The organism is Klebsiella sp. CN_Kp073 (genome assembly GCF_040065495.2).
Lineage (GTDB): Bacteria > Pseudomonadota > Gammaproteobacteria > Enterobacterales > Enterobacteriaceae > Klebsiella > Klebsiella aerogenes.
This window is the reverse complement of the sequence record NZ_CM198051.1, coordinates 2,311,943-2,326,843: the sequence shown is the minus strand read 5'-3', so window position 1 is coordinate 2,326,843 and position 14,901 is coordinate 2,311,943. Positions and strand designations below refer to the sequence as shown.

General features: G+C 54.3%; 16 protein-coding genes. 6 read left to right on the top strand and 10 right to left on the bottom strand.

Features of this window, described 5'->3' with window-relative positions:
• Positions 1-17 precede the first annotated feature (17 nt).
• The 3 genes from ABLV66_RS11185 to ABLV66_RS11175 are packed head-to-tail and all read right to left on the bottom strand — an operon-like array spanning position 18 to position 2,224.
• Positions 18-473, bottom strand: coding sequence for a tellurite resistance TerB family protein (locus ABLV66_RS11185; protein ID WP_045393888.1), 456 nt, complete (start codon positions 471-473; stop codon positions 18-20).
• A gap of 21 nt (positions 474-494) precedes the next feature.
• Complete coding sequence (locus tag ABLV66_RS11180) at positions 495-1,634, bottom strand: TerD family protein (RefSeq protein WP_348876715.1); 1,140 nt, start codon at positions 1,632-1,634, stop codon at positions 495-497.
• A complete protein-coding gene (locus tag ABLV66_RS11175; RefSeq protein WP_045393882.1) occupies positions 1,634-2,224 on the bottom strand; it encodes a TerD family protein in 591 nt (196 codons plus the stop codon). The genes ABLV66_RS11180 and ABLV66_RS11175 overlap by 1 nt, the downstream gene beginning before the upstream one ends.
• Positions 2,225-2,507: 283 nt before the next feature.
• Between ABLV66_RS11175 and ABLV66_RS11170 the strand changes: the two genes are divergently transcribed.
• From ABLV66_RS11170 to ABLV66_RS11145, 6 genes are read left to right on the top strand one after another with little or no spacing between them, the layout of a single operon-like run.
• A complete protein-coding gene (locus tag ABLV66_RS11170; protein WP_063416080.1) occupies positions 2,508-3,593 on the top strand; it encodes an ATP-grasp domain-containing protein in 1,086 nt (361 codons plus the stop codon).
• Positions 3,590-4,720 carry a phosphoribosyltransferase domain-containing protein gene (locus ABLV66_RS11165; protein WP_226473728.1) on the top strand — a complete coding sequence of 377 codons (1,131 nt, stop codon included), beginning with the start codon at positions 3,590-3,592 and terminating at the stop codon, positions 4,718-4,720. The genes ABLV66_RS11170 and ABLV66_RS11165 overlap by 4 nt, the downstream gene beginning before the upstream one ends.
• Positions 4,713-5,486 (top strand): HAD family hydrolase, encoded by a 774-nt coding sequence (locus tag ABLV66_RS11160; RefSeq protein ID WP_045393878.1) that lies wholly within the window; start codon positions 4,713-4,715, stop codon positions 5,484-5,486. The genes ABLV66_RS11165 and ABLV66_RS11160 overlap by 8 nt, the downstream gene beginning before the upstream one ends.
• 1 nt (position 5,487) lies before the next feature.
• Complete coding sequence (locus tag ABLV66_RS11155) at positions 5,488-6,561, top strand: cysteine protease StiP family protein (protein ID WP_315710702.1); 1,074 nt, start codon at positions 5,488-5,490, stop codon at positions 6,559-6,561.
• Entirely contained in the window at positions 6,561-7,499 is a 939-nt protein-coding gene (locus tag ABLV66_RS11150; protein ID WP_063416082.1) for an HpcH/HpaI aldolase/citrate lyase family protein, read from the top strand. The genes ABLV66_RS11155 and ABLV66_RS11150 overlap by 1 nt, the downstream gene beginning before the upstream one ends.
• A 46-nt stretch (positions 7,500-7,545) precedes the next feature.
• Entirely contained in the window at positions 7,546-8,013 is a 468-nt protein-coding gene (locus ABLV66_RS11145; RefSeq protein WP_047048882.1) for an HTH domain-containing protein, read from the top strand.
• A gap of 82 nt (positions 8,014-8,095) precedes the next feature.
• Here the strand turns inward: ABLV66_RS11145 and paaY are convergent, their stop codons facing one another.
• The 7 genes from paaY to paaG all read right to left on the bottom strand — a co-directional run bounded on the left by paaY (position 8,096) and on the right by paaG (position 14,900).
• Positions 8,096-8,692 carry a phenylacetic acid degradation protein PaaY gene (gene paaY / locus ABLV66_RS11140; RefSeq protein ID WP_047048885.1) on the bottom strand — a complete coding sequence of 199 codons (597 nt, stop codon included), beginning with the start codon at positions 8,690-8,692 and terminating at the stop codon, positions 8,096-8,098.
• Between the two features lie 9 nt (positions 8,693-8,701).
• On the bottom strand, positions 8,702-9,628 hold the full coding sequence (gene paaX / locus ABLV66_RS11135; RefSeq protein WP_026612287.1) for a phenylacetic acid degradation operon negative regulatory protein PaaX: 927 nt from the start codon (positions 9,626-9,628) through the stop codon (positions 8,702-8,704).
• A 98-nt stretch (positions 9,629-9,726) separates the two neighbouring features.
• Positions 9,727-11,043 carry a phenylacetate--CoA ligase PaaK gene (gene paaK / locus ABLV66_RS11130; protein WP_348876716.1) on the bottom strand — a complete coding sequence of 439 codons (1,317 nt, stop codon included), beginning with the start codon at positions 11,041-11,043 and terminating at the stop codon, positions 9,727-9,729.
• Between the two features lie 26 nt (positions 11,044-11,069).
• On the bottom strand, positions 11,070-12,275 hold the full coding sequence (pcaF, locus tag ABLV66_RS11125; protein ID WP_025713681.1) for a 3-oxoadipyl-CoA thiolase: 1,206 nt from the start codon (positions 12,273-12,275) through the stop codon (positions 11,070-11,072).
• The gene (gene paaI, locus ABLV66_RS11120; RefSeq protein WP_023279988.1) at positions 12,275-12,697 is read right to left on the bottom strand and encodes a hydroxyphenylacetyl-CoA thioesterase PaaI; all 423 of its coding nucleotides are present in this window, start codon (positions 12,695-12,697) and stop codon (positions 12,275-12,277) included. The genes pcaF and paaI overlap by 1 nt, the downstream gene beginning before the upstream one ends.
• On the bottom strand, positions 12,687-14,108 hold the full coding sequence (paaH, locus tag ABLV66_RS11115) for a 3-hydroxyacyl-CoA dehydrogenase PaaH (RefSeq protein ID WP_348876717.1): 1,422 nt from the start codon (positions 14,106-14,108) through the stop codon (positions 12,687-12,689). The genes paaI and paaH overlap by 11 nt, the downstream gene beginning before the upstream one ends.
• Positions 14,109-14,111: 3 nt before the next feature.
• Positions 14,112-14,900, bottom strand: a complete 789-nt coding sequence (paaG, locus tag ABLV66_RS11110; protein WP_047048894.1) for a 2-(1,2-epoxy-1,2-dihydrophenyl)acetyl-CoA isomerase PaaG — start codon at positions 14,898-14,900, stop codon at positions 14,112-14,114.
• Position 14,901: the final 1 nt, after the last annotated feature.

Genomic DNA, 14,901 nt, shown 5'->3' with positions numbered 1-14,901 from the left:
ACCTTTAAGTGCTGTGGTTAAAGACCAAACTCTTCAGCGTTAAAACCGAGCGCAGCGATTATTTCTCGGGTTGCCGCCTGTTCATCCGGGTCGAAATTACCATCGCTTTTACCCACCGCAATTCCTACCCGTACAGCCAATTGCGCAGCTTCTGGCTGATCCTTTAAGGCCAGAATATATTTCATGGTTTCACCTTTGCCGATTTCCATATCGAAATCGAAGCTGGATACCAATTTATTAAAAAAGTCGATTACTTCGTTGGTATCAAAAACTTTCATTTCTTCCGACGAGCGCAGAAAACCCATCATTTTCTGTTTTTCTTCGGCGCTAACACCATCACTGGAAACGGCAATACGAGCACATACCGCAACAGTTCCTTGCATGAATTTCTTATTTTTAAATCGCCCAACCTGTTTGACCAGTTCTACGCGGCTGGCGCTCAATGTCGATTTTACTTTATTGAATAATCCCATCGTTCCCTCACTTGGTTTTCTTTATTTTGAACCGGCTCGCCAGCGGAATCCCCAGCCGAATGCGCGATCCATCTCTTTATGGCCGGTGAAATATTGATTTATACGCTCTACTTTTATGGCGCCGTTATCATTGACTAAGCGAGCAATAGCGCACATTGTTCGACGATTATTGCCTTCGGTCAGTCGGGTTTCGATTGGCGGCTGCCCGGGAACATGTAGCGTGACGACACCATCTGTTTTATCCCAGCTGGCGACCCCCTCATAAATGAAGGCATAGATTAATATCTGGTTAATTTTTTGCCATTCACTACCATTGATCCAGATCCATTCTCCATCGTTAACCGCCCCCGTGCGATCGTCACCCTGAAGCTGAATAAAAGGCGGTTGTTGATATCGCCCAAATGCATTACCCAGTGCTTGTACTACGCTTAAATCGCCATTTTTTAATTCGACAAAAGCGCCCAGATCCAGATCAACGCTGCTGGCACCTGCTCCTAATAATGAACCAAATAAACCTGCAGCCGAGCTTTGGCGATGCCAATTCAGATTTACGCGTATCTCACCATAATCGTCACGTTTAGCGAGGCTGATTGCCGGTTTCTCTTTAGTCAAAGTGACCTTACTGAGGTTCACTTTCACGGGTTCATCTGCAGGAGGCAAGGCTTCATCGGCAATATCAACGCCATAGTATTCAGCGAGCGGTTTTAGGCCGCCAGTAAATCCCTGTGCGACAAAGCGAAACTTCCACTCGCCATTACGCCGATAAAGTTCGCCCAGTATCAGCGCTGCTTCATTTCGACCGTGAACATCGACCTGACACTCAATCAGCGTAGTACCGTTATGCTCCACCGCGATCGTCAAATGGCCTAATTCACCGATAGTCCTGTTATTATCGCAGGTTGCGGTAAAGACCACTTTCTGGACATCCGCCTGCAGCAGCCCTAATGCTACCTGAAATACAGTAGCGGTATTATTAGTACTCAGCTCAATGGTATTATCATCATTTCGCGGCTGGCCGTAAAAACACATATCCGCATCGCCTCTTACCTTATTATTGGCATAGAGACGAAATGACGACACATCAATACTACTGCCCGCGCTTATTTTGATACTAAGGTTAGCAACAGGAACCGCGCTATTTCCTCCGGGTAATAGTTTCATTAGCGCACCACAATGCGTAATACGTCACTTTTCATATCGTCGATGGTGCGCCCCTGAGCTGCTTGACCATGGGCGGTAAAATCCCAACTGCCGTTCTGGCGGCTTAATGAAGCAATAATAATGCCGGTATGAGAACCTTGCTCGGTTAGCTGATAGCGGGCCAATTCCTGATTATTTTGATCGAGCACGCGGCAATGGGCATTCTCAACTTCGTTAAACGTTTGGCCGCGAAAACTATTGACGGTAAAGGCCAGATATTCCACGTTAGCGGAAAGTTTCTCCAGATTAACGCGAATGACTTCATCATCACCGTCACCTTCTCCCGTTAAGTTATCGCCGCTATGCACGACAGCGCCACAGCGAGATTTCAGCTGGCCAAACCAAATGGTATCCAGCACGTTGCCATTCTTATTCAATAGAATGCAGCTTGCATCAAGGTCGATAGAACCTGCGCCACCGGAGAACAACCCGCCGAATAGCCCTTTTTTCTTTGCCCGCAGAGGATCCCAGCCCAGACCAAAAGTCAGCTGCGATAATGCCGGAGATACTTTGCTTAATGATATTGTCTGATTTTTAGTAAGTGAGACCATTTATTCTTCCCTATTAAATACATTTAGCAAATCAATATGCGTTAAAGACTCAAAAAAATCATATCATGATAAAGAACTGACACAAGGCAATTTAGAAAATTAAGAAAAAGAAAAACTCGCCGATGATAAATTATTTTAAAAATCATTACGGAGATATGAACACATTCATTTCATAAATAATCATTCCGAAAACAAAAAAGCGCCTCATATTATGATTGACATGCCAACATAGCGCTTTTAGACTCCAGTTAAATTTAACGCTGGACGCGTGGAAATAATATCAATGGAAAGAAAAATATGGATTATGGAGGGACTATCCTCCCAACGCGATATCATTTTCGGCATTAATGGTTTCACAATCAATAATAACGAACATCCTATAACCACCTACGCCTCACACAGTCAACCCCGACATGAAATATTATCAACGGCACATTTTTCATTAAGTGAACCCACCGACATCAATTCACGGATGCCATTTATTTCATCAATAGTAAAAGAGTATGGCATTGCCGCAATTCAGGTTGGCAAAGCGTGCCGCTGGTACGAACAGCACCGACGGCAGATTGAAGCGCTGGGCGTGACTCTCACCACGGGCGCCCGCCAGGTGTCCACATTTGATATTGCCGATGACAAAGTCAACTTTGCAAAAGCCATGCAAGCATGTGGGCTTCCCGTGGTGCCATCCATACGAGTCAATGATGCCAACACGCTGGAATATCTACTCAAAGCTTCGCCTTTCCCCGGCAGCCGCCTATGTGTGAAACCCGTTACCGGCATTTATGGCGCGGGGTTTTGGCTATTTGATGAGCACGCGCTTTCTACAGGTATTATTAATCATCCGGAACAGCGACGTATCCGCCCGGAACAATATATTGAAGCCGTTAAGACCAGTGAGACGTTTACTCCACTGGTACTCATGCCCTGGCTTCCAGGTCCAGAATACTCTGTCGACATGCTGCTTAGTCATGGCAAAGTACTGACAGCCATTGGCAGGCGAAAAGAAGGTGCATTGCAGTATCTGGAAAATAAAGGAGCGGCGATCGAACTTGCCTGCACCTGCGCCGAATCACTGCATGCTGATGGCCTGGTAAACGTACAGACTCGTCACAATACAGAGGGCAAACCGCTTTTACTGGAGATTAATCTACGCCCCTCCGGTGGTATTGGGTATACCCGCCACAGCGGCGTGAATTTGCCCGGGTTGTTCGCCGCGCAGCGGCTGGGTTTACTGACGGCGGATGACATTGTGCGGCGCGTAGCGCATCAATTCACACCTGCAACCATCAGAGTCATGACAGAGAGCTGTCTATATCCTCAGCAACTCAATAATGCGCTTGCGCCTTCGCATAATGCGGAGGTGAAATGATGAAAAACGAAAACTGCTACCTCCGTCAGCTCTCAAGTGGCGAATTACGCGTGTTTCACCACGGCGAGGAAAACGAACTTCATGCGCTGTTCGACATCGCTGAACGGCGCAACCCTAAAAGGGCGTTTCTCTTTGTCAGCCATGTTTTAGGTCGGCATATTCCTGTTTCGCCCGCAACCATGCGCGCAGTTTACCAGCGGCTTGCCGTAAGTTTCCCCGCCGACCTCGCCGGTCCGGTGTTGTTCGTCGGGATGGCTGAGACTGCCGTTGGTCTCGGCGCTGGCGTGTTTGACGAACTCCGCAAACGCGTTGACCGGGCAATCTATCTCACCTCTACGCGTCATCCGCAAGAGGCGGAACTACTGTGCGAATTTAAAGAAGCGCACAGCCATGCCACGGACCATTTGATTTATCTCCCCCACGATCGAGAGATGCGCCGACGGGTGCTGGAAGCTAAAACTCTGGTGCTCATCGACGATGAAGCCACGACCGGCAATACCTTCATCAATCTCGTGTCCGCGTTACACCCGCACCTGACACATTTGCAAAGTGCTGTCTCCGTGACGCTTACCGACTGGAGCGGCGATGCCTTCGCCAGGCGTTGTAACCTGCCGGTGAGCCAGATCGCGTTAGTTAAAGGACGTTGGGAATGGCATCCGCTGTCCAACGCTACACCTCCCGACATGCCTGCCGTCAATATCACCTCGCGTGGGGAGTATGCTCTTTCCCGGCGCCAGACGTGGGGGCGTCTGGGAATGATACGTCCCGCGGCAGACCTTGGCATCGAGATCAACGCAACCACAGGAGAGACTATCCTGGTACTGGGCAGCGGTGAGTTTGTCTGGGAACCATTTTTGCTGGCCGAACGCCTTGAGCAACAAGGCGCCACTGTTAAGTTCAGCGCGACCAGTCGCTCGCCGATTGCGCCTGGCATGGCGATCCAATCGCTGTTGTCATTTAACGATAATTACGGGCTGGGCATCCCAAACTTTGTCTACAACGTCGCCCACCAGCGTTTCGATCGCATTATTTTATGTATAGAGACCCCTACGAAAAGCGTTGATCCCCACCTGGTCCACGCGCTGGAGTCGCTTTGTTCGCGACTGGAGATTTTATCTTATGAATAAGCCAGTAGTATTTTCCGATCTCGACGATACGCTATTTCAGACCAGACGAAAAATGGTCAATGAACTTTCTGCGGCCCCCTTTCGTTGCGCCGCGCTGGACAGGGAAATGCGTCCGCGCAGCTATATGAACGAAGCTCAGGCCATGTTCGTCGATTGGTTGCTTGAACACGCCGAACTGATCCCCGTCACCGCCAGAGGGAGCGAAGAGTTGACGCGGGTGCAAATCCCATTTCGTTCATGGGCTATAACCACCCACGGCGCAGTCATCATGACGCCTGAAGGGCTACCGGATACCGAGTGGCAACATCATATGGTAGCTATCCTGGCGCCCTATGCTGACAGACTTAAAGCCATGCAACACGACATAACTACCCAGATGGCTATTCAAGGTATCGACGGCTGGGCGCGCATCAACGAAGAGTATGACGACGTGCCCGTTTACCTGGTGATGAAACATCGCGACAGCACCAGAATCGCCGAGCTCTACGCTTTTGCCGACTGGCTGACGCAGCGTTTCACGCTGCAGGGGTTTTATCTTCACCGCAACGGCAATAACGTTGCCTGGATACCGGAGCCTGTCGATAAAGGGCTGGCCGTCGGTTGGCTAATAAATAAATTGCAGGCCCAGCGCGGTACGTTCCCGGTGCTCGGGTTTGGCGACAGTCTTAGCGACCATCGCTTTTTGCAACTTTGCCATTGGTTTGCCGTCCCCCAGCAGAGCCAGTTTGCCACAGCTATCAATCACCACATTTTCGCAGGTTCTTAATATGCACAAGCTCCATCACTTTTCCGGCGCTTTTGCGCAAAATGACGTCCGCTTTTTGCTCAATCCTGTGAATATCGCCATGACGTCGGTTGATGAAAAAGAGGCTTTGATTCAATCGGGTAAAGCGCATTATTCCGACTTGCTAAGCCAGGAGCCCGCGCCAAGTCAGTGGCATCTTAATCTTTTTGCCAAAGCCCTACAGCGCGAAACGCCACGTATGGCTAACGAAGTGCAGCAGCTCAGTCACACGCTCATCGCGCAGTTCAACAATACGCCTATCATCCTGGTGAGTTTGGTGCGTGCGGGTGTCCCGCTGGGGGTGATGCTACAGCGGGCGCTGCGCGACGCGGGTAAAACGTCCTTCCACTACGGTATCAGCATTATTCGCGATCGCGGTATTGATAGCGCCGCACTTGAATGGATTGAAAATCGTCACGGTACGCAAGGTATCGTATTTGTCGACGGATGGACCGGTAAAGGCGCCATTCGCTCGCAGCTGCAGCGTTCGCTTCACGGCCGAAAAGGCTACCCTGCCGAACCAAAGCTGGTGGTGTTAGCCGACCCCTGCGGCTGCGCATGGTTGTCCGCGTCTGACGATGACTGGTTAATCCCCTTCGGTATCATGGGGGCGCCGGTATCGGGTCTGATTTCTCGCTCACTATGGTCACTGGTCGGCTTTCACGGTTGTGTGCAATGCAATCATTTAGCTGATTTTGAATGCGGCCAACTACTAGTTGATACCGTTGATAATTATCGACAGACGCTAGTTTCTGCCGCGCAGATTAAACCCGATTTAGCGCAGAAAGCCAGACTTCGACGCAAAAGCGAAGCGGTAGTGCTTCATCTCGCTGAACGATATGCCGTCGACAATCTTAACCGCATCAAACCAGGCATCGCAGAAGCAACGCGCGCGGTGCTTCGCAGGGTACCCGATCATGTTCTGGTGCGCGCCATTAACGATCCGGATGTTGCGCTACTGATGGCGTTAGCCCGCGATAAAGGTATTCATATAAGCGAAGTTGGCGATGAAATTGGCCAATACCGCGCCGTCACTATTATTAAGAAGGTATTTTAATGAAAACACGTCTCTCGGCATGGAATCTGGGAGCGACCCTATACATGCCCGCCACTCGCCACGATATTGCCTCCACTATTATTGACGGCAAAATTAAAGGGCTACGCTCATTAGTGATCTGTCTTGAAGATTCGGTCAACGAAAGCGATATCAAACATGCTCTGGTAAACCTCAAAAACCTCTGTATACAGCTAGCCCGTGCCAAAGCAACGCAAGAGCATCATTACTGGCCGCTGGTATTTATTCGCCCACGACATCTATCCATGGCGAAACTGCTAATTGAGAACTTTGATTTAACGGCCATTGACGGTCTGGTCATTCCCAAATTTACGCATCATTCATTGGCTGGCTGGTGGCGCGCGATCGGCAGCACGCCTTTGAGCATAATGCCAACGCTGGAAACCGAAGAGGTGTTTGATTGCGAGAAAATGCGCCAGCTTGCCGGAGAGCTCAGCGCCCATCCATGTCGGGCCAGGATAATTGCCTTGCGTATCGGTGGTAACGATCTCATGAATGTTATTTCGCTTCGTCGTTCGCGTAATCTGACGCTGTATGACGGGCCAATGGGATACGTTATCAAAATGCTGGTATCCGTTTTCTCTCCCTATCATTTTGCCCTGACAGCACCGGTCTGCGAACATATCGACAGCCAGGAGATCATGGAGCGGGAATTGCAACTGGATATGGCCCACGGGCTGGTCGGAAAAACAGCCATCCATCCCAATCAGTTACTGACTATTGAGCGTGCGCTAATGGTCACCCCCGGCGAACACGCTGATGCGCTACGGATCCTTAACTCCAGCCAGGCAGTGTTTAAATCTCAGGGAACAATGTGCGAACCGGCCACCCATCGCAACTGGGCTGCGGCAATTCTGGCCAGAGCAGCCTACTACGGCATTGTTAGTGACTTCGCCCCTGACGCTTTAGCCCAGGGTTAGATAAATTAATCAACACACCCACTATGGATAATGCGATGGTCTCAGGATGAGATTAAATAGTAAACAAGAGCGCATTTTTAAACTGGCGCTTATTCTCGGCAACGGGCAACCGGTATCCTCAGCGGAACTGCTGGAAAAGCTGGATTGTTCGGATCCAACGTTATCAAGAACGTTGAAAACGTTGCGGGACACCTATGAGGCGGAAATAAAATATAGTAAAGCCGCCCATACCTATCAACTTGTCGCCAGTGGCTCCTTGACTAAGGATATGATGGAGCGAATGGCAGAAGCGATCCGTGTCAATAGCGGCCTGAAAATGCCGATGCCATCAGGTAAAGTGGTATTGAATAAGGATCAAAAAAAGGCTATTTCGCTGTCGGTTAAACGCTCAGTGCTACGTAAACTGGACCGCCTGGCCTGCCTGGCGATGCTTACCCGTAGCGGCGCTGTAGAGATGCTGGCGCAGAAGTTTATTGATGAATTAATTGATTCCTTTTACAAGCAGAAGCGCTGATTATGACGTTCGCCGCCCCGTGTCCGGGCAGCAACAAACCTGTACCGGAGCGGTCACGCTATAATAAAAACAATAGTCACATTCAGCTCGCCGATTTTGGCCGCAGGTTTTCATCAAATTCCAGACGCTTACGCCCGGCCTCTATCTCTTTTAATGGCTCCACCTGATGCAGCGACTGCTTACAGCGTTCCACCAGCACCTGGTATTCACGGGTACCGTGTTTTTTCCACTCCAGTTCCTGCTCGCTCAGCGTACGAATCGCTTTCGCCGGACTGCCGATAATTAAATGATTGGCGGGCATTTCCGCTTTCGCTTTTACGAAGGCCGATGCGCCGACAATACTGTTTTCGCCAATTACCGCCCCGTCGATAATTACCGCGCTCATCCCCACCAGCGCGTTGCGACCAATCACGCAGCCGTGCAGAATTGCGCCGTGGCCGATGTGACCGTCCTCTTCCACCACCGTATCCTGGCCGGGGAAGCCGTGCATGACGCAGTTATCCTGAATATTGGCTCCGTCTTTTACTACAATACGGCCAAAATCGCCGCGCAGGCTGGCATTTGGCCCAACATAGACCCCTTTTCCCAGGATCACATCGCCAATCAGCACCGCCGTCGGATGAACATAGCTCTCGTCCGGCACCACTGGCGTCAGCCCATCAATCTGATAAATCGGCATGCAACCTCCTTAGACGCCCGGCAAACCGCCAAAGCGTTGAAAATAAAGCGGCCCCGGCGCGGGAAGCTCGCCAACCGAGCTTTCGCCTTTTTCGCCGACAAAGGCCAGCGCGCCGGGCGTCACGCGCTGATAAATATTGATACACAGCTGCCGCGCGGTTTGCCCGGCCCAGTGCGCAGGCAGGAGCTCTTCCGGCAGCAGCGGGTCTTTTAATACCACCCGGCGATAGAAATGGATAAGCAGCAGTTGGATCTGGAAACAGCGCTCCGGCGTCAGCTCTGACGGTTCGCTGTCGCGCAGCAGCGGCAGTAACGGTCGGAACAATGCGATAAACGCCTCGTACATCTCATTTTGTTCGGTGAGATGCCAGCACTCTTCTACGCGGTCGCGCAGCGCCGCCCTTGAGAGCGCCAGCGGCGAATGGGCTTCAAAACAGATGACGTTTTCAGCGACGCCCGCTTCATGTAGCAGCGATTGGACATCGGCCAGCTTTTGCGACGGCGAGGCCAGCAGGCTCGGCGCCAGCGCGCCAAATCCCTGCCATAGCAGTTGCTTTTTGACTTCCGCCAGAACCGTTTTTTCTAATCCTTCCGACAGTAGCAGCAGCCAGGTTCCGTCCCATTCCGGGGCGTTCGCCCGGTAGATTTTATGTTCCGCGCGCCGGGTCAGACGTAGTCCTTTATCGCTCAGGCGATAAAAGCTGCGCCGGCCGATACGGACGACGTCGAGCCACTCTTCTTTATTGAGACGAAATAGCGCGGTGCGTACAAAGCGCTCGCCGAAACCTAATCCTTCAAGCAGCGCCGCGACGCTACCCAGCCATACTTCCCCACCGCGTTGTAATAAGGCGTCGCCATACAGCGAGGCAATTAATGACGTGCCGCTAATCGGCATCGCCGTTACAGCTTGTTGAATAAAGGCGTCGAGTTTACTCATCTGATTCATTCTGTTGTTATATTTTTCCTTTATGAATCATAGCACAGGAAATTCCCGGCTTACGGCGTAAAGGCCTCAGCCGGGTTACCGGGAGAGATTTAACCGCTAACCACCGCTTTACGCAGGTCGAATACCCGGCAAGCTTTTCCTTCAGAGCGAGGAATGCTGCCGCAGTTGACGATAGTAATATCGGTAGAAATCCCGACCATTGACTTAATACGGTGACGCAACTGATGGCAAATCTGGCAGCGTTGTTCATGACTCAACGCCAGCCCACTCTCTTTCAGCTCAACGCGTACCGCCAGCGAATCAAGATGACCGCGGCGATTCACCTCTAACTGATAGTGCGGCGCCAGGTGTTCAAACTTGAGGATCTCCTCTTCCAGCTGCGAGGGGAAGACGTTAACTCCGCGGATAATCAACATATCATCGCTGCGTCCACTGATGCGATCCATGCGGCGCATGGTCCGCGCGGTTCCCGGCAGCAGGCGCGTCAGGTCGCGGGTACGATAGCGGATCACCGGCAGCGCTTCTTTGGTCAAGGTGGTAAACAGCAGTTCGCCATGCTCGCCATCTTCCAGCGGCGTACCGTCGTCCGGGTTGACGATTTCCGGGAAGAAGTGGTCTTCCCAGATGGTCGGGCCGTCAACGGTTTCCAGACACTCCATCGCTACGCCCGGACCCATGACTTCCGACAAACCGTAAATATCCAGCGCGGTGATCCCCAGGCGGCGCTCGATTTCCGCGCGCATCGCCATCGTCCACGGCTCGGCGCCAAACACGCCGACCCGCAATGAACAACCGCGGGCATCGCCGCCCATCTGGCGTTCCAGCTCTTCAATCAGATTCAGGCAGTAGGACGGCGTCACCATGATCATATCCGGCTGAAAGTCGCGGATTAACTGCGCCTGTTTCTCGGTCTGACCGCCGGACATCGGGATCACCGTCGCGCCTAAACGTTCCGCGCCGTAGTGCGCGCCAAGGCCGCCGGTAAACAGGCCGTAGCCGTAGGCGACGTGAATTTTATCTTTCGCTGAACCACCGGCCGCACGCAGCGAACGGGCGACAATATTGGCCCAGTTATCAATATCGTTTTGCGTATAACCCACCACCGTCGGTTTGCCGGTGGTGCCGGATGAGGCGTGAATGCGCACCACCTGCTCCATCGGCACCGCGAAGGTATCGAACGGATAGTTGTCGCGCAGATCTTGTTTGGTAGTACAGGGGAATTTTTTCAGATCGTTTAATTCCCGGAAGTCGTCAGGGTGCACGCCTGCTGCGTCGAATTTGCGGCGATACATCGGCACATTTTCATACGCATGCTTCAGCGTCCATTTCAGGCGCTGGGTTTGCAGGGCCTGCAGTTCGTCACGCGATGCGGTTTCAATCGGATCTAATTTTGTAGTAGTTATCATTGTAGGGTACTCGCAGGTAAATTAGCTCACACTCGCTCAAGGATCATGGCAATGCCCTGACCCACGCCAATACACATCGTACACAGCGCATAGCGCCCGCCCCGGCGTTGCAGCTCAAGGCTGGCGCTCAGCGCCAGCCGCGCGCCGCTCATGCCCAGCGGATGACCTAACGCGATAGCGCCGCCGTTGGGATTCACGTGCGCCGCATCATCCGGCACGCCGAGTTGTCTGAGCACCCCCAGCGCCTGCGCGGCGAAGGCCTCATTCAGCTCTATCAGATCCATATCGTTAATATTGAGTCCGGCGCGCTCCAGCACTTTACGCACCGCAGGTACCGGCCCCAAACCCATCAGGCGCGGCTCAACACCCGCCGTCGCCATCGCCACGATACGCGCGCGCGGCGTGAGCCCCTGTACGCTGGCCTGCTGTTCACTGGCGATAATCAGCGCCGCTGCGCCATCGTTAACGCCGGAAGCATTCCCGGCCGTAATGACTCCGCCTTTACGGAACGGCGCTTTTAATAGCGCGAGTTGCTCAAGCGTAGTTTCCGGGCGGGGATGCTCATCATCGCGTACCGCGCTGACCGCGCCTTTCTTGCCGATGATCTGCACCGGCACGATTTCCTGCGCCAGAATGCCATCGCGCTGGGCCTGCGCCGTGCGCTGCTGGCTGCGCCAGGCGAAAGCGTCCTGGTCGGCCCGGCTGATATTTAACAATTCAGCTACATTCTCTGCCGTTTCCGGCATGCTGTCAGTTCCGAATTGTTGCGCCATGAGCGGGTTCACAAAACGCCAGCCAATCGTGGTATCGAAGAGTTCCGCCTGACGCTGATAAGGCGCGCTGGCTTTTCCCATCACGAACGGCGCGCGCGACATCGATTCCACGCCGCCGGCAATCAACAGATCGGCATCGCCGGCTTTGATCGCCCTGGCGGCAAAACCGATTGCATCCAGACCCGATCCGCACAAGCGGTTAATCGTGGTGCCCGGCACGGTATGCGGATAACCGGCCAACAACGTCGCCATATGCGCTACGTTGCGGTTATCTTCACCGGCCTGGTTAGCACAGCCGAAAATCACATCATCAATCGCTGCCGGGTCGAGCCCGGGATTGCGGCTCAGCAGCTCACGCAGCGGGATCGCCGCAAGATCGTCGGCGCGGACGCCGGCCAGCGCTCCGCCGTAGCGGCCAATCGGCGTGCGGATCCCGTCACAAATAAAGGCGTCGCGCATTACACTTCTCCCGTGATTGTGCCGCCGATGCGGTGCGATTTGCCGCGAAACAGGGCCACAATCTTTTGCTGTTGATTAACAATTTCGATGTCGTAGACGCCGGTCAGCTTGCCCTGTTGTTTAACTCTGGCGGTGGCGACCAGCCTGTCGCCGGCAAACGCCGGACGAAGAAAATCAATGCTCGCCGCCGAGGCCACCGCCGCCAGCCCCTGGCTGTTACAGGCGTAAGCGAAAGCGGTATCGGCAAGCGTAAATAGCTGACCGCCGTGGCAGGTTTGATGGCCGTTAAGCATGTCCGCCGAGACGGTCATGCTCATCTGCGCAAAGCCGTCGTCCATTTCGATAAGTTCGATCCCCATCTTTCTGGCGCAGGTATCTTTTTCGTACATCACGCGCGCGTTGCGCCACGGATCATTGCTCATGGTGCTTCTCCATCAGCGCCTTCTGGCGCAACAGGGAACAGGGGCGATAGCGCTCCTCGCCATAATGGTGTTGCAGGTTCTCCAGCAGTTGCAGCACCCGCCGCCAGCCAAGGCGTTCTCCCCACGCCAGCGGGCCTTGCGGATAGTTGACGCCAAGGCGCATGGCGGTATCGATATCCTGCGCGCTGGCGACCCCTTTTTGCACCGCATCCAACGCTTCGTTGATTAGCATCGCCACCGTGCGCCACACCAGCAGTCCGGGATAATCGGCGATACGTAGCACTTTCTTGCCCTGCTGTTGGAAGTAATGCACGGCCTTATCAGTGGCCGCTGGCGCGTTGGTCGCCGCTGCGGCCAGCACCACCGTATTGCTGGCGCACAGGTCATATACCACCACCGGGCGGTGATGCTTAACGCTTAGCGCCAGCGCCGTCTCGCCTTCGGTCTCCAGCAACAAGAGCTCATCCAATTCAGTGACGTTGTCACTTACATCCGTAATGGATTGAGCGCCAGTAGATACCGACGGCAGCGCCGCGTCCGGCTGCGTCTCCGCGGGCCAGCGATAGACGCCGTGGCCGCTCTTTTTACCCAATCGCCCGGCCAGCGCCAGCTCTTGCTGGAGGAGCGACGGCAAGTAACGGCGGTCCTGCCAGAAGGCGTTAAACACCGAACAGGTCACGGCGAAGTTGACGTCCTGGCCAATCAGGTCAGTCAACGCCAGCGGTCCCATCGGAAAACCGCCGCCGTCACGCAAAGCGGCATCGATAACCTCAGGGGCGGCAACCTGCTCTTCCAGCGCGCGCCAGGCCTCGGCGTAGAACGGACGCGCTACGCGGTTAACGATAAAACCGGGCGTTGAGCGGCAGTGCACCGGCTGTTTCCCCCAGCCGCTTACGCACTGGCACAGCTGCTCTACCACCTCCGCAGAAGTCTCCAGGCCACTCACCACCTCGACCAGCTTCATCACCGGCGCCGGATTAAAAAAGTGCAGCCCGGCCACCCGCTCCGGGTTTTTGACCCCGGCGGCGATGGCGGTAATCGAAATAGACGAGGTATTACTGGTCAACAGCGTTGACGGCGCGCAGATCTCCGCCAACTGCGCGAACAGCGCCTTTTTTACTTCCAGACGTTCAGAGGCCGCTTCGATCACTAAATCTGCATCGGCAAGCGCGGCTAAATCGTGGGCCGGATGCAGGCGCGCCAGCAGCGCGTCGGCCTGCTCAGGGGCCAGTTTGCCCCGCGCAACGCGCGACGCCAGACGCCCGGCGATACCCTCTATCGCCTGGCCTACGGCCTTAGGGTTAATATCAAAAATACGCACCGGATGTCCGGCTGCGGCGGCCACTTCAGCAATACCAGCTCCCATGGTGCCGCTGCCGATCACTGCCACCGTGGATAAGGATGTTGTCATGGCCTATTTCCCGCTGAACTGTGGTGGTCGTTTGGCCAGAAACGCGCTGACCCCTTCGCGGTAATCATCGCTGCGCCCGGCCAGACGCTGATAATCGCGCTCCAGGTCCAGCTGCGCGTCGAGACTGTTGGTTTCAGAAGCCAGCAGCGCCTTTTTAATCAGCCCAAGACCAAACGTCGGTTGCGCCGCCAGATGGCGCGCCAGCTGCAGACTGGTATCCGCCAGTTCTGAATCGTCCACTAGCTGCCAGATCATTCCCCACTGCGCGGCTTGTTCCGCGCTTAGGCTATCGCCCAGCAGCGCCAGCCCCATTGCGCGAGCGCGGCCGGCCACCCGCGGCAGGAACCAGCTGCCGCCGCAGTCCGGCACCAGGCCGAGCTTACTGAACGCCATCACAAATTTGGCCGAACGCGCAGCCAGCACGATATCGCAGCCCAGCGCCAGGGTTGCGCCTGCGCCAGCGGCCACGCCGTTGACCGCGCAGATGACCGGCTTCGGCAGCGCCGCCAGACGGCGCACTAACGGGTTGTAAAAGCGTTCTACCGACATGCCGAGATCCGGCGGCGGGCCGCTGGGGTCGACATTGCGGTCGTTCAAATCCTGGCCGGCGCAAAAGCCGCGACCGGCGCCGGTGATCAGCAAGCAACGTATGCCGTCATCGCGCTCGGCCTGCTTCAGACATTCCGCCAGCTGTTGATGCATCAGATCGTTAAAACTGTTGAGGCGGTCCGGGCGATTGAGGGTAATGGTCATGACGCCCTGTTCCACTGCGCTGAGAATGAAAGCTTCCACG